This is a genomic window from Bacteroides stercorirosoris, from assembly GCF_900142015.1.
Lineage (GTDB): Bacteria > Bacteroidota > Bacteroidia > Bacteroidales > Bacteroidaceae > Bacteroides > Bacteroides stercorirosoris.
Map to the genome: position 1 here is coordinate 198,395 of NZ_FQZN01000006.1, position 20,013 is coordinate 218,407.

A 20,013-nucleotide genomic window follows, 5' to 3' on the forward strand; every position below is an offset into this window, starting at 1 on the left:
ATGTGCCCCTAAATTATCATTTATCCCTTAGAACCAGCACTTATGCGCCTGTTCTGCTGCATCATCCTTAGCTCCGAGTGGCAGCAGCGTGAAGCTGTACTTCCATTCGTGCGGTGTGATGGTGTATTCCGGGTGCACTTGTGCCCCCCACGTATTGTCACCACCTACGCCCATCTGCTTGTGGTCGATGTTCAGCCACACCATATCTTTCTTCACTATGCTTCCCCCGTGGCGGCGTTCCACCTGCGAAGGGCGGTACTCGATATCTTCCATCGGGAAGTTCCAGGCACTGATACTTAGCGGTTCTTCTCCCGTAACGAGCAAACCGTCACCATCGGCATTGCGCAGTGCAACCCAACGTACATCGCAATGATTAGCTGTTTCCTGAGCACGCACATACGGATGAAACTGTTCCCAAACCGTCGCGCTGTACAGTCCTACCAATGCTCCCGTCTTCCGGTCTGCATAGTTTTCCTGTGGTCCGCGTCCCAGCCAGGACATCCTTTCATATTCAGCCGGAAGTATCATGCGCATACCCAGACGAGGCATTTCGTTCAACGCCTGTTTGCCGGGAGTGAAGTGCATGCTCACGCGGACTGCTCCGTCAGGATGAATATCGTATATTGTTTGCAGCTTCGAGTCTTGCGCTTCCATCTTATAGGTAGCGGTAAGGGTAACTGTCTGTTGATTTTCCGTTATATCCAGGTTCTCCAGTCTGGCATCCTGTCCGGCAGTCTTCCAAGTGAGACAACGGTATAGATGTCCGTTCGGAATATCATTGTCCGTCAGCGGACGCCAGAAGTTGGATTGCAGACCTTCTTTTATCAGATTCTTTCCATTGTAACTCAACTCTGTCATTCCACCGCTTTGAGCCGAGAAAGCTATCCGGAAGTTGTTTCCTGTCAGAGTGATGGCGTCATTGTTGCGGTCTACGGTCAGTTTACCGTTAGCCGGCTGAATGGCTTTTGCAGCAGGGACGGAAGGCAACGCCCATTGTTCGATGGCGGCCTCGTGTCCTTTCGGGATTAACGGCGCTTCGTTTTTGGTGAATGCGCGCAGGGTAAGGAAGTACTCTTTGCCATCGGCAGGCAGTGCTTTCAGAGGCAGTTCGATGTTGACAGAGCTTCCCGGTGCGATTGCTGGGAAATCCATTTCACCGCTTTGTACCGCTTTGCCGTCACATTCCACTGCCCAACGCAAGGTATATCCTTCCAGACCGATGAAGTCGTGCCGGTTGGTAACCTTTATTTTATTAGGTGTGAAGGCAACCGGCTCAAAGTGGATATATTGAAGCACCTTCTTCACCTCATAGATATGCGGGTGAGGAGTACGGTCGGCAGCTACCAGACCATTGGCGCAGAAGTTGGAGTCGTTGACGATGCCTACAAATCCCATGTCTCCACCGAAAGCCCAGATGTCGCGGTTATCCTTATCTTTGATAGCGAATGTCTGGTCTACCCAGTCCCAGATGAAGCCGCCTTGCAACTGGTCGTACTTATAAATCAAATCCCAGTAATCCTGGAAGTTTCCTACACTGTTGCCCATGGCATGAGCATATTCGCACATAATCATAGGACGCTTGTCGCGCTGATTGATATGGCGGCGCAACGACCAGATGCGTGCATACATCGGGCAGTATATGTCACTCTTGGCATCATAACCGCCACCCTCGTATTGTACCGGGCGGGTGGAGTCTACCTTCTTCGTGTAATCGTATAAGGTTTCGAAATGCTTACCATAGCCGGACTCATTGCCCATAGACCAGGTGACGATAGCTGTGCAGTTACGGTCGCGTGCAATCATACGGCTCATGCGTTGCATGAAAGGAAGTTCCCAATCCGGATAATTGGCCAGCGTGCCATCCTTGTGATCCTGCATGCCGTGGCTTTCGATGTTGGCTTCATCCACCATATACAGGCCGAATTCCGTGCAAAGCTCATACCACGCATAATTATTCGGATAGTGGCAGTTGCGCACACCGTTCAGATTGAATTGCTTCATCAACTGAATATCGTGTATCATGGAAGCTACGCTGATGGTGCGTCCTTTGTGCGGATCGTGTTCGTGACGGTTCACTCCCTTAAAGAGCACCGCTTTTCCGTTAATCATCTGCATGCCGTTGCGCATCTCCACCGTGCGGAAACCAAAAAGTTGGGTGAAAGACTCCAACGGCTTTCCTTGTGCATCAAAGGTGCTGACTACCAGTGTATAGGTATTGGGCGTTTCGGCATTCCAGGCACGTGCGTCCGGGAAAATCTGTTGCTGGCTAAATAAAGTGTCCGTAGGAGAAGAGACGGTTTTCTTCTGGTTATAAATCACCTTTCCTGCATCCAGCACTTTTACTTCAACGGTTTCTCCCGCTTTCGGCTGATGGAGGATGACATCCAGGTTGAGTTCTCCGTCTTTATAATCATTTATCAGTTCGGCAGTCATCCGGAAGTCGCGCACGCGGCTTTGCGGACGGGCGTAGAGATAAACATCACGCTCGATGCCGCTGTATTTCCAGTAATCCTGTCCTTCAAGGTAAGAGCCGTCACTGTAACGGAATACCTTGACGGCAAGTTTGTTGCTGCCTTTTTTCAAGAGCTTCGTGATGTTGAAGTGAGACGGCAGGCGGCTGTCTTCGGCATATCCGGCAAGTTCGCCGTTCACCCATACGTAGTAGGCGGATTCCACTCCCTCAAAGTCGAGGAAGATATCCATACCTTCCCAACCGCCGGGAACCGTGAATTCGCGGATGTATGCTCCCACCGGATTGTAATCGGCTGGCACATGCGGGGGATTGGCAGGGAATGGATAACGGGTATCCGTATAAATAGGTGCATCGAAGCCTTGCAACTCCCAGCTTCCGGGAACTTGTATTTTGCTCCATTTCCGGGTGTTGTATCCCGGTTTGTGGAAGTCTTTGGGACAAAGTTCGTTGTTCTTTGAGAACAGGAACTTCCAAGTACCGTCCAGCGAGATGCGGCGTTCGGTAGCAGGATTTACGTTGAAACGTACATCCGCAGGCAGGGAGTGTTGCTTCAGGGCGTTGGCCTCATTCGTAAACGGAATGAAGTGCGCATGCATTGGCTCTCTGTTTATCTCATTGACTTGCGGGTTCTGCCAAGGTTCATTGTCAGCAAGCATATTACTGCAAATCAGTAAGGCGGAGATGAAAGAATATAATTTAAGTTTCATGATATCAATCAGATTAAGTGTTTATATCGAACAAAACAGGGTCACAAGAAACGGGACACTGAAATCGACCACGAACCCGTGGAAGATGGAGACAACTACAAATTGTTGTCCGGCCGTTCGTGTAATGATGGGCAGTGTGGTGTCCATCGTGGTTGCACCTCCGGCTGAGATGGGGGCGAGGTTACCGAACCAGCGCACCAGCAAGGGGGCAGCCAGTAGTGTCAGTATCTCGCGACTGATGTTGGCGAGCAGTGCGATGGTTCCCAATTCGGCTCCTTTATATTCGGTGATGAAGATACTGGAGAGTGAGTAGTAGCCAAAGCCCGAGCCTACAGCCAGGCAATCCGTCAGGGAACGGTGTGTCAGTATCAGGCTGACTGCGGCAGAACCTGCCAGCGTACCCAGAATGGTCATGATAGGCAGGAATATCAACCGTGGATTGAGTGAACGGAAGTTTTTCAACGTTTGCGGGTCGTTGCCTACACTTAGCCCTACACTGAACATCAGTGCGCAAAGTGCATAAAAGCTGACTTTACTATCTATTACGATATCGATAGGTATTAGGTGAAAGACTCCGCAGAGTGTTCCCAGCACAAAAAAGCCGACTATGATGAGACTCCCTTTCATGCCCGGCCTCCTTTCCGTTTGTATAAAGCTCTCCACAATGCCCAGGCAGCAATCACGCTTCCCAAAGTTCCGCCTATGGTGAGTATGACGGCTTCGAGTCCGATGGTATGAAGTCCTTTGATAATCTGTTCGTTTCCTCCCACTTCAATACCCAGTATGAAGAGGAGTAACCAGATGAGCACCGTGATGACTTTGTGGATTCCGCTCAGATTCCGTTTCCGTAAGAGGTAGCCCAGCAGCATTCCTGTGAGCATTAGTCCGATGATTGTAAACATATCTATGTCGCTATAGCAATTAATATAATCTACCACATTTGTTGCAAAATGAACTTTGCATCAGGTTGATCAATGCATCCTTTGTTAAATTCTAAATTGTCTTTTCTCCATTCTAATTTAGGAATAAAGCTTTTGGTTGATGTAACTTGGATGTCTCCTATATTTAAAGTAAGAATTACTCTGAAAATATAATCATTGGCGATTCCAAACTTTGAATATTCTCCCGTACTATCGTACAAATAAATCATTCCTGGAATTTGAGAACGGTCATGGTTGTCTACTCCAGGAAAATACACTTTGAATTCAACGGCTTTTGCGGTGTATAATCCATCATAGATATGGGTTCCTTTGCCACTATAGTTCATACCTCCATTAAGAGAACCGTAAGGTGCTTGATTGTCGTCATGAGTTCCTGTGAAGATATTGTAGGTGTAAGACTCATTAGCTTTTATGTCAGGATTACGAATTGGGTAATACAGCTCTTTTCCAGCGCCATAAATACGGAACGTGGGAAATGTTGTTTCACTGGTTGCTATGTGTCTTCCCAGGGTGTTGAATTGAATTTCTGGCTGTTTTAGTAGGTTCCATACACCTAATATTCCTACTTTATCATTGCTGATATTGATTTCTATAGGTGAGAAGCCTCCTCCCAAATTGGTAGTAATATTCCCGTTTAAGGTAGCTGTTCCATTAGTCGTAAATTGTAGTTTATATTCTTGAGGCTTTTGTTCTTTAGTCCTACTTGTAAATGACTTAAAAAGTTTTGCAACGCCTTTTTTGAGCATATCAACGACAAGAGACGATGCGCTAATGCCACTCACATTAATTCCATGTATAGGAGAATTTGTCACTTTGGAAGCCTCGGATGTAATATACTTTTTTGCATCTTCACCACTACCCTTAAGATTTCCCGTTTTCTGGTTGTTCATTGTTATAATATTTCCTTCAGAATTGAGTTCGTAATTCCCAGAAATACTTAAATCAGATTGAATAATACCACAAGGCTCAATTTGCATTATTCCGGTTGTAAAATATGGGTCGTATGCAAGTTCCAATTCGAAACAATTCCAACCCTCGGTGAATGCTTTGTTCTGATTGATGGTAATATTACTACAATAGACGTCTTGAATTTTATTAGAATAATCTATTGCATTTGCAAAGCTATTGGTGAAAGCTAATAAATTCTGGGGTCTGTCTATACGAACATGCCATAAACCTGTTGTTTGTGAATAGTTATGCTCCAAATAGTAGAATACTTTTAGCATTCCTGTAAATTTATTGTAGAATAATATGTAATTGAGTCCACTTTCTACACCATTTATAGTATGTGCTATTATGTTCCAACCGTCTGCTTTTTGTATATCTCTACTGTAATCTGTTGGAATTGTACTTTTAGAATAATTTGGATTCCACGGTGTATAAACAATATTTCCTGAGGGTAATTTAATCTGTTCTATGGTTTCCCAGAATGTGCTAAGGTTATCTATACTACGTGTAGTTGCAGCCATAGGATAGGTTATATTGCTATCATATGTATCTACTACTTGTTCTGTACCTTTTATATTCTCTAAGTTGTCATTTTGGCAACCCCAAAGAAATAAAGAAGTTAATGTGATATAATATATAAGTTTCTTCATATTAGCATTGGATTTAAATTGTTACTTATCTAAGATAATTTCATGCAAAGGATTATGAGTATATATCTGTCTTTTGCATGTGCAAAGATAAAACATTTAAGATATTCAAGGCGGCACTGCCGGAAGCAAATTCCGCCTTGAAGATTATATAAGAGAAAAAGAATTATTCTGATATCTCATTATTTGTTTGGATTTCCATTAACGGAATAGGCAGGAATGAATGCGATGCAGAATTGAATCCGGTTCTACCGTCGGCATTCATAGCCTCATCTAATTTGCCCCAACGACGGAGGTCATAGAAACGTGAGTTTTCCAGTGTGAATTCCACCAGACGTTCATGCTCAATCTGCGTTTTAACAGCAGCTTGGTCACTTCCGGTCATGGCAGGAAGCTTGCCGTGCACGCTACGTACTTCGTTAATCAATGGAATGGCTTTTTCTGGATGACCTTGTTCATTGTAGACTTCAGCTTTCATCAGCAATACATTGGCATAACGCATCAGTGGCATGTTGGTTCCTACGTAGTTTTGTGCGTAGTCGCTCCAAGTTGAAGGCATGTATTTACGGTAGTTATATCGGGTGGCGGAATTCTCATCGTAGATGTCATCGTAATTGTACCCTAGGATATGCTCGCCTTCGTAGTAATACGGATCATCAAACATCATGGAGCCATAGGCACGGGCATCGTACATGTTGCTTTCGGCAATGCGTCCTTCTTTCAGAAATTCGTTGTACATCATGTCGCTGACACGGATTTCGTCCCAACCGGACATGCTGCCCGGAGCTACCCAGAAATGGAGTACGTGCTTGTGGAAAGTACCGTCGGCCGTACTGTTGGTAAACTGAAGTTCCAGAATGGACTCTTTGCAATTCTTGTTGGTCCCATCGAACATGCTTCCGTAGTCGGACTCCAGTTCGTAGCCGGTCACTTTGTTGAAGGCGGCTTCTGCCAGTCCCAGGTATTCGGCCTTTTTGTCACTTTCTTCATAAGCACGGGTCAAGTAGGCCCATCCCAGATAAGAGTAGGCTGCTCCTTTGGTTACACGTCCCGCTTCGGAAGAAGGGCGGTCTTGTGGCAGCATGCTGCCTGCTTTGTCCAGTTCAGTACAGATAAAGTCCCATGCTTCCGTTCTGGTAGACAATGCCTTGTGAGTCTGGGATTCTCCGGTCAGATATTCGTTGCGGATAATGATTTTCTCCCAGCTCATAATCAGTTTGAAATGATAGTAGGCACGCAGGAACAGAGCTTCGCCCGTGAGATGGTTCTCGTCATCGGCACTCATTTTCTCACCGCTGGTCTGTACTTTGTCGATACCGTATAATACGTTGTTGGCATAGTTGATACCATTGTAATTGTTCATCCAGTATGCTTTGATACTGGAGTTCTCATTGTTGTAGGTGTATCCGTACAATGCAGCCCATTCCGGATAGTTGTTGACGTCCTGGCCTTTTACCATTTCATCACTACGGAAGGTTTCCACAACAAACTTGACTTCTGCAACCGTGTAAGAGCCAGTACGGTTATCCAGTTGGCCATATACTGCTGATAGACCTGCCTCTACGTCGGCTTTATCTCTCCAATATTTGTCTGTAGAAAAGTCGGGAGACTCTGTCGTTAGGAAATCGTCGCATCCTGCCAGTAAGGCGGTGCATAAGAAAGAGGCTAGATATATAATTTTTTTCATTGTCTTCTTGTTTTTAATGGTGATTAGAATGTAACTTGCAGACCTACTACAAATGAGCGGGTGAACGGATATACAAAGGAGTCTACACCGGTGTTCAGAATGCTTGAAGAGAATTCAGGGTCGATACCGGAATATTTGGTGATGGTAAAGAGGTTTTCTCCACTGACATAGAGGCGGCATTTTTCAAGATACATTTTCTTTGCCAAAGCTTTGGACAAGCTGTATCCTAACTGCAACTGGCGAAGGCGGACGAAGTTACCGTTTTCGAGGAAGCGATCGGATTCACGGGCATTTTCGTTCGGGTCACCCAGTACGGCTCTCGGCATGCTTGTTCCTGCGTTTTGCGGTGTCCATGCATTCATGGTGCTTGTAAAGTAGTTTCTACCGGCGTCCATTCCTTCATAATACAGACGGTTTATGTTGTAGAGTTTGTGTCCCCACGCGCTGCCGAACTGGAAGGAAAGGTCAAAGTTCTTATAGGAACCGCTGAATGACAAGTTGGCTTCTACCTTGGGAATACCAGAACCGGAATATACCTTGTCGCCAGAGTCGATGCTTCCGTTGCCGTCTACATCCTTGAAGCGGATATCACCGGCTTTGGCCTTCGGCTGGAGACGTTCGCCTACACTGTTTACGTAAGCAGCAGCTTCTGCATCTGTCTGGAACATACCGTCGGTCTGGTATAGCCAGAAGCTGGCTACTGGATAACCTTTCAGTGTTTGGGTTACGAAGTGACCGTCGCCCTTCCATGCAGAACCATAAAGTACCTGGTTCGGGTCTGCCTTCAACATTTCGTTGTGGATGGTAGAAAGGTTGAAGCCGATGTTATAGTCGAAACCGTTGATGTTGTCTCCATAGTTCAATTCAAGCTCGAAACCTTTGTTTACCATTTTTCCTACGTTGACAGTAGGATTGTAGATACCTGCAGAAGGCGGTATGACTTTTTCAATCAGCAAGTCTTCCGTAGTGTTGTAATAGTAGTTAAGGCTACCGCTCAGCTTATTGTTGAAAAGACCGAAGTCGAAGCCGATATTCTTGGTATCAGTAGTTTCCCAACGCAAATCGTCGTTTACCAGATAGAGGTTGGACATGCCGGCCCAAGGATTACCGCCTTGGATATAGCTCATCCATTGGGTGTTGCTGTTACTCATTGTCGGCGCATAGTAGTAGCCCAGTGCACTCTCGCTACCCAGGCGTCCCCAGCTGGCGCGGAACTTCAAGTTGCTGATAGGGGTGCTTTTAGGGAAAAAATCTTCCTCACTGAGTCTCCATCCCACTGCTACGGAAGGGAAGGTACCCCAACGGTTGTTTTTACCGAACTTGGAAGAACCGTCGGAACGTACTGTCACCTGCAGCAAATAACGGCTGGCGTATGAATAGTTGAAGCGTCCGAAGAAGGAAGCGCGGTTGTAGTCGTAGAAAGTACCCGTACCGGCAAATGTACCACCGATACCTGCATCAATAGTGGGAGATGTCGGGTCGAAGAAGCCGCCGGGAACTTCACTGGAACTCAGGCTTCCGCCTACTACGTCATATTTGGTTTTCTTTCCTTCTACGCTGACAGAACTTTTATCCTGATGGGCGGAGATAATGGAGCTACCTATCATGGCAGTAACAGAATGCTTGCCGAAGTCCTTCATGAATGTCAATACATTCTCGAATGTTTGCTTGCGATAGTATGAGTTATACTCGTAGTTATAAGGATAAAGACTTGGCTCTTGTGCATTGGCTTCGTACTTGGCACGATGATAACGGTCGTTGTAGTAGTAGCCGTCGTATGTGTAGCTTGTTTTGAATGTAAGCCACGGGGCGAACTTCATGGTCAAGCCAATGTTGCCGGTGATGTCATAACCCGTATATTTTCTGTCTTTGTAATGGTCGTCTGCCATGACATTACGGTTGGTCGGGAATTCCATCTTTGTCCCGTCTACCGACATGTCGGTCAGACCATATCCGTATGTCTGGTTTTCGTCGTAAACGGGTACCAGCGGAGAAATGGAATACATTTCTTTCAAGGAATACTGGGGTTGTTTGCTTTGTGTGACCTTGAAGTTCAAGCTCGCATCGAAATCAAAGATATATTTGTGTGCATTCAGTTTCAGACGGGCATTGTCTTGGATGTAAGAGTTACCCTTAAAGATACCCTTCTCATCGGCATGGCCATAAGAAAGTGAATATTTGGCAATCCCGGAGCCTCCGATGAGGTTTACATAATAGTTCTGTGCGATACCGATACGGAGCATTTCATCCTGCCAGTTTGTATCGGCACCGGTAGGGTTCTGTCCGTTCTTGTATGTAAGATAAGCGGGCTTGTTTGTTCCTGCATTTTCGTACATCATGTTGTGCACTTTCAAGTAACCGTCTGCATTGAGCATGTCGAATTTCTTGGCTACTGAGTTGACCGTCATATACGTATTGAAGGAAACTTTCAGTTCTCCTTCCTTTCCGTTCTTGGTAGAAACGATAACTACACCATTGGCGGCCACAGAACCGTAGATAGCAGCAGCAGCACCATCTTTTAGGATTTCCATGGATTCGATATCCTGCGGATTGATGGTGTTGATGTCACCAGGATACCCGTCGATGATGTAAAGTGGCTCGTTGTCACCCATAGTCTTGATACCACGGATTTTTACAGAAATGCTTGCACCTGCATTACCTCCCGATTTCAATACACTTACACCGGCAATTTTACCTTGCAGTGCTTCGGTTGCGCTGGTGGTGGCACGCTTCATCAGATCTTCCGCTTTCACTGAAGAAATAGCTCCGGTCATATCACTTTTCTTCATTGTACCATAACCGATTACCACAACTTCATCCAGCATTTCAGTATCATCTTTCAGAGTTACTTTCAATACTTTTTGTCCGTTCAGAGGAATCTCTTGAGCGACATAGCCCACATAAGAGATTACCATTGTCGCATTAGGAGCAACAGTCAGTGCAAAGTTACCGTCGATGTCGGTAATGCAACCATTGGTTGTACCTTTTTCCAAAACACTGGCGCCAATGAGAGTTTCTCCTTTGGTGTCGGTTACTGTACCGGTTAATTGGATGGTTTGTGCTAAAGAACTTAGCGGTACCAAACATACAAAGAGCAAGGCCAACAAAGCGGCTCTTTGTATTAAGGAATACTTTTTAATTTTACCCATGTGTGATAGTTTTTAAGGTTAATAACATTTGTTTCTCACATGGCAAAGAAAAGGATATAATTAAAAGTATTCCTATAAAGAACGGTCTGTAAAATATCTACAAAGGGGGTGGAATTACAGGCTTTTTGATCTACAAAGATAATCGTAAATGCTTGTAATATAGTGCTATATTGCGGGGTGGTATATCTACAAACAAGCAGTTTGTGCTAATGGGTGTTTTAGTAGTTTTGCAAGTATTCCACCAGGTCTTTTTCTGTTGGTAAGTTCAAAGCCTTACGTAATCTGTAGCGATTCATATTAATTGTTTTAGGACTATTCCCGCTAATCATGGAAATTTCTTTCGTTGAAAGATTGACGCGCAGCATGGTTGCCAGATATTTTTCTCCTTGTGTCAAGTTGGGATGTTCTTTTGTGAGCCTTTCAATGAATTCTTTACTCTTGTCTTCGATATTCAGCAGTAACGCATTATTGGTCTTGTCTCCGCTTTGGTATTGACTGATATAGGCATTCACTTTTTTCAGGTGGGGGATAAGTGCTTGATTATCCATTTTATACCCTTCCTTAATCATTTCGCGTATTTTGTCCAGCAATTCGTTGCGGCTTCTCAGGAAGACGGCGAAGCTGGTTACTTCTTGCTGGCTACTGTCCAGTGCATTCTGTATATTCTGTAGTTCCAACTCTTGTTGGTGCAGTTTCAGTTCGGATAACTCGCGTTGCGACAACTCCAGTTGGTAACGGGCCTCTATCAGTTGAAGGCCTTTTCTGCGTTTATACCATTTATATAAGAAGATGCTGAAAGCTAATCCAAGCACGAGCACGCTACCCAAAAACCATAAATTACGTTTCAGTAGTTCAATCTTATAGGTTTGCTCCTGCATCTCAGTAGCATATTTCTGGTCTTGATATCTTTTATAAGAGATTTCCTGCTCAATGTTGCGCAGCTTGTTGCTGCTTTGCAGCTCTTTACTCAAAGCATACATCTGGCTGAGGCGGGTGTAAGCCTGTTTATAGTCACCTATGGCGGCATATACCCACGATGAATATTCATAATTATCGCAGATCAGCTCTTTGGCACCAATGTTACGGGCATATTCATAGGCTTTCTGCAAAGCTTCCAGGGCTTTGGAGTATTGTTCGCCGAAATAATACTGTTTGCCCATATTGTTATAGTTTTCACCCAGTGACCATTGGGCATCCAGATTCTTGTTGATGGCAATTGCTTCTTGAATAAGGGAGAGTTTCTTTTCCGTATCTCCCTGATATAGGCACAGATTATTCAGATTGGTAGCTATTTCCTTTAAGTTTCGTTGGGCACGGTTGATTGTCAGTGCCCGTTGAAGAAATTTTTCAGCTACCACAAATTCATCAAGTAGATAGTGCATGACTCCGCGCTCATTATAGCATCCGGCCACCGAAGCCGAATCCCCTAAGGATTTGAAAATGGAAGTGGCTTTGTCATTTAGTTCGATGCCTTTGTTATAATCGCCCAACTTGCTGTATACGCGCCCCATGAGGGAATAGAGTTGAGCTGTTTGCCGTTTGTTTGCAGGGTTGATATATCTCTGTGTGTCATATAAATTTTTGATGCTTAAGTCGAAGTTACCCAGTAGCTGTTCTGCCTGACTGTGAAGAATCATGGCTTGTGTACAAATCTCATTAGGCTGGTCTTCGGGAAATAGAGCGGCAGCTTGTGCCGCATAGTAAGAAGCCTGTTTCGGATTACTGAACAGAGCATTTTGAGCTTGTTCAACTAAAGTCTTGGCTTGGTTTATATCTTGGGCTTGTAAAGGAGTTACAGTTAGCGGGAGAACTGCAAGTATTAGATACAGAGCTTTCTTCATGATATAGTCTTATTTTTGCAAATGTAATTATTTTCCTTTAAAAAGTCCGGTTTGCTTTCAAAAAGATTTATCTTTGTGCCTCTAAATTAATGCTGTATGCTATTGCCTTATTTGAATAAAGATTTGATAGAAGCCGGTTGTGATGAGGCTGGCCGTGGTTGTCTGGCAGGAGCTGTGTATGCCGCTGCCGTGATTCTTCCCAAAGATTTCAAGAACGAATTACTGAATGATTCCAAGCAGTTAACGGAGCACCAGCGTTATGCCTTGCGTGAGGTGATTGAGAAAGAAGCGCTTGCCTGGGCTGTCGGCATCGTATCTCCCGAAGAGATTGACAAGATAAATATCCTGAATGCCTCGTTCCTTGCCATGCATCGCGCGGTGGACCAGTTGAAGATGCGTCCGCAGCATCTTCTGATTGACGGCAACCGCTTCAAGAAATATCAGGACCTGCCGCATACAACGGTAGTCAAGGGTGACGGCAAATATCTGTCTATCGCTGCCGCCTCCATTCTTGCCAAAACCTACCGTGACGACTATATGAACCGCCTGCACGAAGAATACCCTTATTATGACTGGAACCATAACAAAGGCTATCCCACCAAGAAGCACCGTGCCGCCATTGCCGAACACGGCACTACTCCCTATCACCGCATGACATTCAATCTGCTGGGCGACGGGCAGTTGGCACTCGACTTCGGATAATTATTTTATCGCCTCGTCCAGGTCAATAAACAGGAACTGGTTCTTGTCGGTTAATAGCAGCAGTTTGTTGTCAATTACCTGCCCCTTTTTGAAATCCGTTTCCAGATGAGCCACAGGCATTCCCATCTCGTGGATAAACCAGTAGTCTCCACGATTGCCGATACACAAATAATCTTTCAGATGAATGCTGGGGACATAAATGCGCTCCCGTTCATAGGTGTTGCTGATATTCAAATCTTTATCCACTTCGTAAATAATTCCCTGATCATTGTACACCAGACAATGTTCTCCATCAAAAGCAAGCGACTGGAAAGCCGTTGTATCTTTATTGGCAGCGTACAATGTGCCGGGCAATATTGCTTCCAGTTTGCCATATTGCTTGGTATCCCACGGCACTATGTTTACTGCCGAATCCGTCAGTTCCTGATAAGCCATCCCATCGTCAAACAGCATATACAATGCATTGTCTGTCCGCAAAGCATCCTCAATCATATCTTTCCTGACGCTCAACTGATTGAAGAATATCTCTTCCCCGTTCTGTGGATTATAGCAGGTGATAAACGGGCGTCCGTATTTCCTGCGGCTTGCTCCTTCGCGTAAACCGTAACCGTAGTTAAGCATGAACAACTTGCCGTCTTGCATGAACAGTTGTGAACGGGAAGCCTTTACATCCGGAAATTCCTTTTGCCACACAACATTGAAAGCGGTGTCCAAACAGGAAATCTGTTGGCGGTCTGCCCAGTAATAAAGTGAGTCCTGTGACAGGATGTTGGAAGTCAGTCCCGTGATTGTATTGTTGGCAACAGGAACGTAGTAATACCCGCCACCACCGGCTGCCACACCGACTGCTGCCCCGGCCACGGCTACAAGTCCTTGCAGCAATGCCGCTTTCGTGTCGTGTGCTCCCGGCTTGCCCGGATAAGTGAAAAACTCTCCGGTCATGAAATCCAGTTTATGCAATGCGTCAGCCACAATCAGCCGTTTGTTCTGTTCGAGGTCGAGAACTTCATTCCAGCCATATTGATGGGGCATCTTGTTTTCCCACAGGACATTGCCAAACTTCAGGCTGACGGCTCGGAGCTTGTTGGATGTGGGGGAATTGTAGCCCAATGCCAGGTTCAATGAGTCGTCCACATATACCGGGAATAAGTCAGCTTCCCATCTCTTTGCCCCTGTCTCTTTGCTGAGCAATGATATCTTACTGCCGATTTCGGTTATCAATACTCCTTCCGAGAGACAGGTGATGCGTGATTTGCTGAAGTCAATCGGCTGTTTCCATAGCAACTGACTACTCTTGGTATCATAAAAACCTATTTCTCCTTTGTTTTTCAGATACTTGCCGCTTTTGGTCGTTTCCCTGAAACTGATGCAGAGATAATCTCCCTTGCTACTCATGGAAAAAGTTTCTACCCGTTGCGGAAAAGTGTAGCACTGCGCTTTCAGTTCCGTCCCGTCCGTTTTCTTTCCTACAACGATGGTTTCGGATTGCGCGTAAGATACTGATGCCATGAGAGCCAGGCATACAAGCGTTAGAATCCTGTGTATTTTCATGTTCATTGACTTAGTTTGGCGCAAACATACATATTATTTGCGGAACTTTTAGGTAGAAGGAACGGAATATGGGCATTGCAGGTGAAACTTCGCTTACTAAAGTGTGCATTGCAGAAAGCATGAAGCAGAAAGCATGAGGTATGAAGTATGAAGGAGTGCTTTATCTTTCGGCTTGTATAGCCTTCTGCTTGTAGTCATAGTGGCAGTTTACAAGTGACCGACTGGAGTCGTTCGTGCGAACGACTGTTGTTGTTCGATTGAATGACTGAAGTTGTTCGATCGAACGATTGGAGTCGGTCGCTTGTAATATTGCTTATTGACCGTCTTATGCATATAAGTATCTTGCAAAAATGCTCTATCATTTTTCTTAAGTGCCCGTGTCCGTTTGTTCTTTTTGTACAGGCTTTTTCTTTTCCGTGTGCTCTGTAATGAAAGTATTTCCTGTCTTTCAGTCAGTGGTTTCAGCGGGAAAGCCGATAAACAGGGAGGTGATGAAAGATGAAAGTAAACGAGATTAAATAAAAACGGAGCGGTAAAGCAGAGTGAGGAGTGATGGCTGCTTTTGGCTGAAAAGGTTTAAGACGAAGCAAATTTGATATGAAATGAAGATATAAACTCCAAGTAGCCGGGATGTTTACTGGAGTTTATTTTCTAACATTTCGATTCTTCTGCACAGCATATCTATCATTTTGCTATTGGCTTTTATCAATTCACGAAGATCTACAGGCGATTCTATCTTCAAGTCTCTGGCAACTCCAATACTGGTTCCGATGGTACTTGAATTGTTGATGTATGAATTTCCGTCTATTTTTCTGAATAAATCAAGTGCCGACATATTCAATACTTCTGCAATCTTATTTAACCTTGTCAAGGTTAAGTCTGTTTCTCCATACTCTATCTTACAATATGCACTGGTAGATAAACTGAGCTTTTCACCCATTTGCTCTTGTGTCAGATTCTTTTCCAAACGGAGCAATTGCAATCGTTGTCCTACAAATTTCTTCAAGTCTGTCTCCATGGTCGTAAAAATTAGGGGAATATTCTTCATTTATCGGGCAAATGTAGCAAATATCGTGGATATAATCAATGTTAATCCGTGCTTATCTTTGCAAAGAAACAAAAACACTCATACCAGTACCAGTTAAGCCGATAGAATGCAGTTGGTTCGTCTCTGCCCATTTGATTACATAACGCGAATAGATTTTTTTTGTTTAAGAGAGATTGATAAATTAAGTAACAAACATGAAACAGTGACAATGTTACTGCTTTAAATTTTTTAAAAATTATGAAACTTACAATGAAACCCTGGGTTGTCATTTGGGCAATTGTATTATTGTGCGTGATGCCTCAAAATGGAAATGCACAAAACAAAGAGTTAGAGAAAGCTCTGAAGAAAGAGTATAAGAGCAAACTCAAAGAGTACAAAAAAGATGGCTGGAAATTGGATGCAACTTCAAGGTCCTTTGAGGTTGTTTTGCTACAACACTATGACAAATTGCAGAATGGCAATTGTACACAGTTGGTGGGTACATCATCCGGCTGTATGCGCACTAATGTCTGCCGTCAGGCTGCGTACAACAATGCGATTGTGACGTATGCTAATTTAGCGAGTTCTTATATCAAGGGGCGTACAGCTTCCGACGTCGCTACCGCAGATTCGGAAACCGGTGAACTGGACCGTTTTTATGGAGCCTATGAAAGGGTGCTTGGCACATTGATCAATAAAGGAACCTTGACGGAAAGCTATAGTATATATAAAGAGGTGAACGGTGCTAAAGAGTATCAGATTATTTTCCTGGTGGATGAAGATAAGGCTTTGGACATAAGAAAGAAAGCTTTGGATGCCGCTTTGGAAGAATCCAAACTGAAGCAGGAATATGCGAAACAGATTTCCGACTTCATTAATGATAAAGTGACACAAATAACGGAGTGACGGCATGAAAATTATATTTGGATTCCTGTTGCTATGCTTATGTGGCATAAATGTTCAGGCTGCCCAATCTGACAAATCGGATAAGATTGCACCACGTTGGAAGAATGGGAATTTTCCTAAAAATCATGATAGCAGCTATTACTTTAAGGTGGTGCAAGGAGAGGGCGGAACGTTGTCCGATGCTTGTGGAAACGCAGTCTTGACTTTGGTGGGAGATTTGGCAAGTATGCATGGGGTATCTGTCAAAGGTACGGCTATCGAGAAGATAAAGGCGGAAAGCCGAAATCATGTTTATACGGAGAATATAGAGCATAACTATACGTATAATCTTGATTTTGAAAATTTTAGAACGGCTTTTACGCAAATTGATATTTATTGGGAGAAAGATAGAAACGGTTTGTATAATTGCTGGGTACTGTTTGAGGTGGCAAATAATGCAGACAAGGTACGCTTCCAGGAAGTTGCTTTCACAAAAAAATATGGAGCTCGTGGGTTGTTGTATTCCTTAATTCCCGGTGTAGGCCAGCTATATAAAGGAAGTACGGCAAAGGGACTTTCTATTTTGGGCGGTGAGGCAGCTTTAGCGGCTGCCATAGTGCTATGTGAAAATACCCGTGCCTCTTATGTGAAAAAGATGAAGGAGCAACCTAAACATGCAAAAACCTATAACTCAAAAGCGGATAATTGGGAAACAGGGCGCAATGTATGCATTGGTGCGGCGGCGGCTCTTTATATTTATAATCTGGTGGATGCTGCCGTTGCCAATGGTGCGAAACGCGGACGTATACAATCGGGAAGTAAATACCTGTCAATGACTCCGGTCGTGGGTACCGAATGCAATGGGTTGGCTTTGACTTTTCATTTTTAACTAAATAAATCTGAGTAGATGAAATCTTTAAATAATAAATGTTTGTATTTGTTGATGTTACTTCTGATGCTTTCCTGCGCCAAGGATGAGGAAGATTTAACAGGTTCTATATATGGTAAAGTGACGGATGCGCAAAGCGGAGAAGTCTTGCAAGGAGCAACAGTGACGCTGACTCCCGGTGGCATCTCCCGGACGACGGGTAGTGATGGTACTTATGAGTTTCTGAATCTGGAACCGGGACAATATCAGGTTGAAGCAAAAAAAGCTGATTATGTCACCAATACGAAAAGTATCAGTGTCGTTACGGCTAAAAATGCGATGGGGGATATTACGCTGGCTCCTGTGAAGAAAGATGCAAAAATAGAGCTGAGTGCCTCCACTTTGAATTTCGGAAAGAATAATACTTCTCTTTCTTTTGATATCTTTAATAAAGGTACTGCGAAATTTAATTGGAATATATCAGGTCTTGATAAGGTGGACTGGCTGGAAGTGAATCCTGCAAGTGGAGCGTTGGAAGCTGGTAAGAGCTGTGCCGTACAAGTTTCTTTGTTACGCGAAAAGCTGACGGAGAATAAAGAACTGACGATTATTGTAAATGCCGATAAGGAATCCGTATCATTGAAGATTACGGCCGAAGTGGAAAAGAAAACATCGAAAATCGAAATCACTCCCTCGAAGTTGGATTTCGGAACGGATGAATCTGTCTTGACATTTGACGTTAAGAATATCGGTAATAGCGGAAATGTTAGTTGGAACATTACTGGACTGGATGTCGACTGGATTGCTTCCATTACTCCCATGAAGGGTGAGACAGAACAGGGAAAATCCAGTGCTGTAAAGATTACGTTAGACCGGGCTAAGGTGAAAGATCATGTAAAGACTTCGATATTGATTAATGCAGATGGTGAATCGCTGCCTCTTGAAGTATCTGCCGATGAGAAGTTGGAACGCCGCATAGAAGTTGATCCTGCAACTGTGGCTTTGGGAGAACAGGAAAAATCCACTTTGACTTTGCGTTCATATTATGGGGCTACGTCTTATTTGCTGATAATAAAGGAAAGTGATGCCGATTGGTTGAAACTGTCGAAAATGAATGGGAGCATTCCGCAATATGATGCCGCCAATCCTGCAATGAAGGAAACGGTGGAATTGTCAGTTTCGAGAGAAGGATTGCAGGCAGGAGATTATAGCTGCACTTTAATAGTACGTTCTGACCTGAAGGATTTGGAAATACCTGTTACGATGAAAGTGAAAGAATCGGATAAAAAACTGGAAGTAACTCCGAAAGCAATAGACTTTGGACAGGATACTAATTCTTCAACCTTTACTGTCAAGAATGTCGGAAATACGGGAACGCTGGACTGGAATGTTTCCGGAGTCAATGCAGATTGGATTACAGTATCTCCGGTTGAGGGTGCTTTGGGTATGGGCAAGTCTGCTACCGTAACAGTGTCCTTGGACCGTTCTAAGGTGAAAGGGCAAGTGGGGACTATCATCAAAGTAAATGCCGCCGGGGCTTCGGAAGAAATTACGGTCAGTGCCGAGGAGAAACCGCAACGTCGTTTTGAGGTGAATCCGCAGTCGCTGACAATTGGAGTGAATGATAAGGCATCTTTTTCTGTCAGCTCTTATAACGGGGCTACATCTTATCAGTTGTCTACAAAAGAAAATGTAGCTTGGGTGTCTTTTAGCAAGAACTCCGGTACGGTGGCTGCTTCTGCGACAGAGAACGTCGAAGTGAGGATAAACAGGAATGGTCTGACTGTTGGTGATTATAGTTGTACGGTTGTGGTGCAGACGGATCTTGGCGATAAAGAAATTCCATTGACAATGATTGTTGAGAAGAAAGATGCCTCCAAAGTAGTGGCTAACGGGCTATATGTTTATTACACTTTTGAGGGAAATACGAAGAGTGTAACAGAGAAGACTTTAACAGCTTCTGCTATAAACTCTCCCACTTATGTATCGAATAGTAAGGATGGAAGCCAGGCTATCAGTTTCAGCCGTACCAGTGAAAGCTATATCAGCATCCCTGAGGGATTAGTTGACAAATATAAATTCTCTGTATCTTTCTGGGCAAAGGGGCTTTCGGATGGACATATATTCCATTCAGTTAAGAGTACTAATGAGAATAATTTCTGCCTTTCGATGGTGAATGGCCAGTTGAAGTTTACTGTAACCAAGTACTATAACGGATACCCGTCTTATGATAAATCTACTCCTTTTGAGCATTCAACGCTGGATGATGATTGGCACATGATTACTTTGACTTCTGATTTCCCAAATAATTCGGATGCGACAGTAACGAGTAAGCTTTATATTGATGGCGAGTATGTGGGGGTGTCTACGGAATACTGTAATCCTTACAGTCAGGGTAATTCAAGTCAGGCTGATTATGGGTATGGCGTCAAATTCCAGTTTGGCGGTGCAATGAAGCGGAACTCGACGACAACATTGAATGCCGTATCGATGAACATTGATAATCTTCGTGTTTATGATACGCGCGTTTTGAGTGGGAGCGAAGTACGGGAAATATACGAGGCGGAAAAACAAAACTAATAACGGT

At 44.2% G+C, this 20,013-nt stretch carries 13 protein-coding genes; 4 read left to right on the forward strand and 9 right to left on the reverse strand.

Going from position 1 to position 20,013, the window contains the following annotated elements; all coding sequences use genetic code 11:
- Positions 1–27 precede the first annotated feature (27 nt).
- The 7 genes from lacZ to BUC01_RS06690 all read right to left on the reverse strand — a co-directional run bounded on the left by lacZ (position 28) and on the right by BUC01_RS06690 (position 12,393).
- Positions 28–3,129 carry a beta-galactosidase, LacZ type gene (lacZ, locus tag BUC01_RS06660; protein WP_394363902.1) on the reverse strand — a complete coding sequence of 1,034 codons (3,102 nt, stop codon included), beginning with the start codon at positions 3,127–3,129 and terminating at the stop codon, positions 28–30.
- Between the two features lie 72 nt (positions 3,130–3,201).
- On the reverse strand, positions 3,202–3,807 hold the full coding sequence (locus BUC01_RS06665; RefSeq protein WP_007660790.1) for a LysO family transporter: 606 nt from the start codon (positions 3,805–3,807) through the stop codon (positions 3,202–3,204).
- Positions 3,804–4,082 carry a LysO family transporter gene (locus BUC01_RS06670; protein ID WP_009129666.1) on the reverse strand — a complete coding sequence of 93 codons (279 nt, stop codon included), beginning with the start codon at positions 4,080–4,082 and terminating at the stop codon, positions 3,804–3,806. The genes BUC01_RS06665 and BUC01_RS06670 overlap by 4 nt, the downstream gene beginning before the upstream one ends.
- A 29-nt stretch (positions 4,083–4,111) precedes the next feature.
- Complete coding sequence (locus tag BUC01_RS06675) at positions 4,112–5,719, reverse strand: hypothetical protein (RefSeq protein ID WP_025832436.1); 1,608 nt, start codon at positions 5,717–5,719, stop codon at positions 4,112–4,114.
- 163 nt (positions 5,720–5,882) lie between these two features.
- Positions 5,883–7,403, reverse strand: a complete 1,521-nt coding sequence (locus BUC01_RS06680) for a RagB/SusD family nutrient uptake outer membrane protein (protein ID WP_025832437.1) — start codon at positions 7,401–7,403, stop codon at positions 5,883–5,885.
- A 23-nt stretch (positions 7,404–7,426) separates the two neighbouring features.
- Entirely contained in the window at positions 7,427–10,552 is a 3,126-nt protein-coding gene (locus tag BUC01_RS06685; RefSeq protein WP_139261820.1) for a SusC/RagA family TonB-linked outer membrane protein, read from the reverse strand.
- A gap of 218 nt (positions 10,553–10,770) precedes the next feature.
- Positions 10,771–12,393 (reverse strand): tetratricopeptide repeat protein, encoded by a 1,623-nt coding sequence (locus BUC01_RS06690; RefSeq protein ID WP_073313079.1) that lies wholly within the window; start codon positions 12,391–12,393, stop codon positions 10,771–10,773.
- A 96-nt stretch (positions 12,394–12,489) separates the two neighbouring features.
- Between BUC01_RS06690 and BUC01_RS06695 the strand changes: the two genes are divergently transcribed.
- Positions 12,490–13,095, forward strand: a complete 606-nt coding sequence (locus tag BUC01_RS06695) for a ribonuclease HII (protein WP_073313080.1) — start codon at positions 12,490–12,492, stop codon at positions 13,093–13,095.
- On the opposite strand, the gene BUC01_RS06700 is transcribed toward BUC01_RS06695, so the two are convergent.
- Both BUC01_RS06700 and BUC01_RS06705 read right to left on the reverse strand, forming a co-directional pair.
- Entirely contained in the window at positions 13,096–14,604 is a 1,509-nt protein-coding gene (locus BUC01_RS06700; RefSeq protein ID WP_243462504.1) for an outer membrane protein assembly factor BamB family protein, read from the reverse strand. It lies immediately after the preceding gene.
- A gap of 676 nt (positions 14,605–15,280) precedes the next feature.
- Positions 15,281–15,664 (reverse strand): helix-turn-helix domain-containing protein, encoded by a 384-nt coding sequence (locus BUC01_RS06705; RefSeq protein ID WP_025832439.1) that lies wholly within the window; start codon positions 15,662–15,664, stop codon positions 15,281–15,283.
- A gap of 267 nt (positions 15,665–15,931) precedes the next feature.
- Between BUC01_RS06705 and BUC01_RS06710 the strand changes: the two genes are divergently transcribed.
- Genes BUC01_RS06710 through BUC01_RS06720 form a run of 3 tightly spaced genes read left to right on the forward strand, consistent with a single transcriptional unit; the run spans position 15,932 to position 20,006 of the window.
- Positions 15,932–16,579, forward strand: coding sequence for a hypothetical protein (locus tag BUC01_RS06710; protein ID WP_025832440.1), 648 nt, complete (start codon positions 15,932–15,934; stop codon positions 16,577–16,579).
- A 4-nt stretch (positions 16,580–16,583) separates the two neighbouring features.
- Entirely contained in the window at positions 16,584–17,447 is an 864-nt protein-coding gene (locus BUC01_RS06715; RefSeq protein ID WP_025832442.1) for a DUF5683 domain-containing protein, read from the forward strand.
- 18 nt (positions 17,448–17,465) lie between these two features.
- A complete protein-coding gene (locus BUC01_RS06720) occupies positions 17,466–20,006 on the forward strand; it encodes a BACON domain-containing protein (protein ID WP_025832444.1) in 2,541 nt (846 codons plus the stop codon).
- The last annotated feature ends 7 nt before the right edge of the window (positions 20,007–20,013 follow it).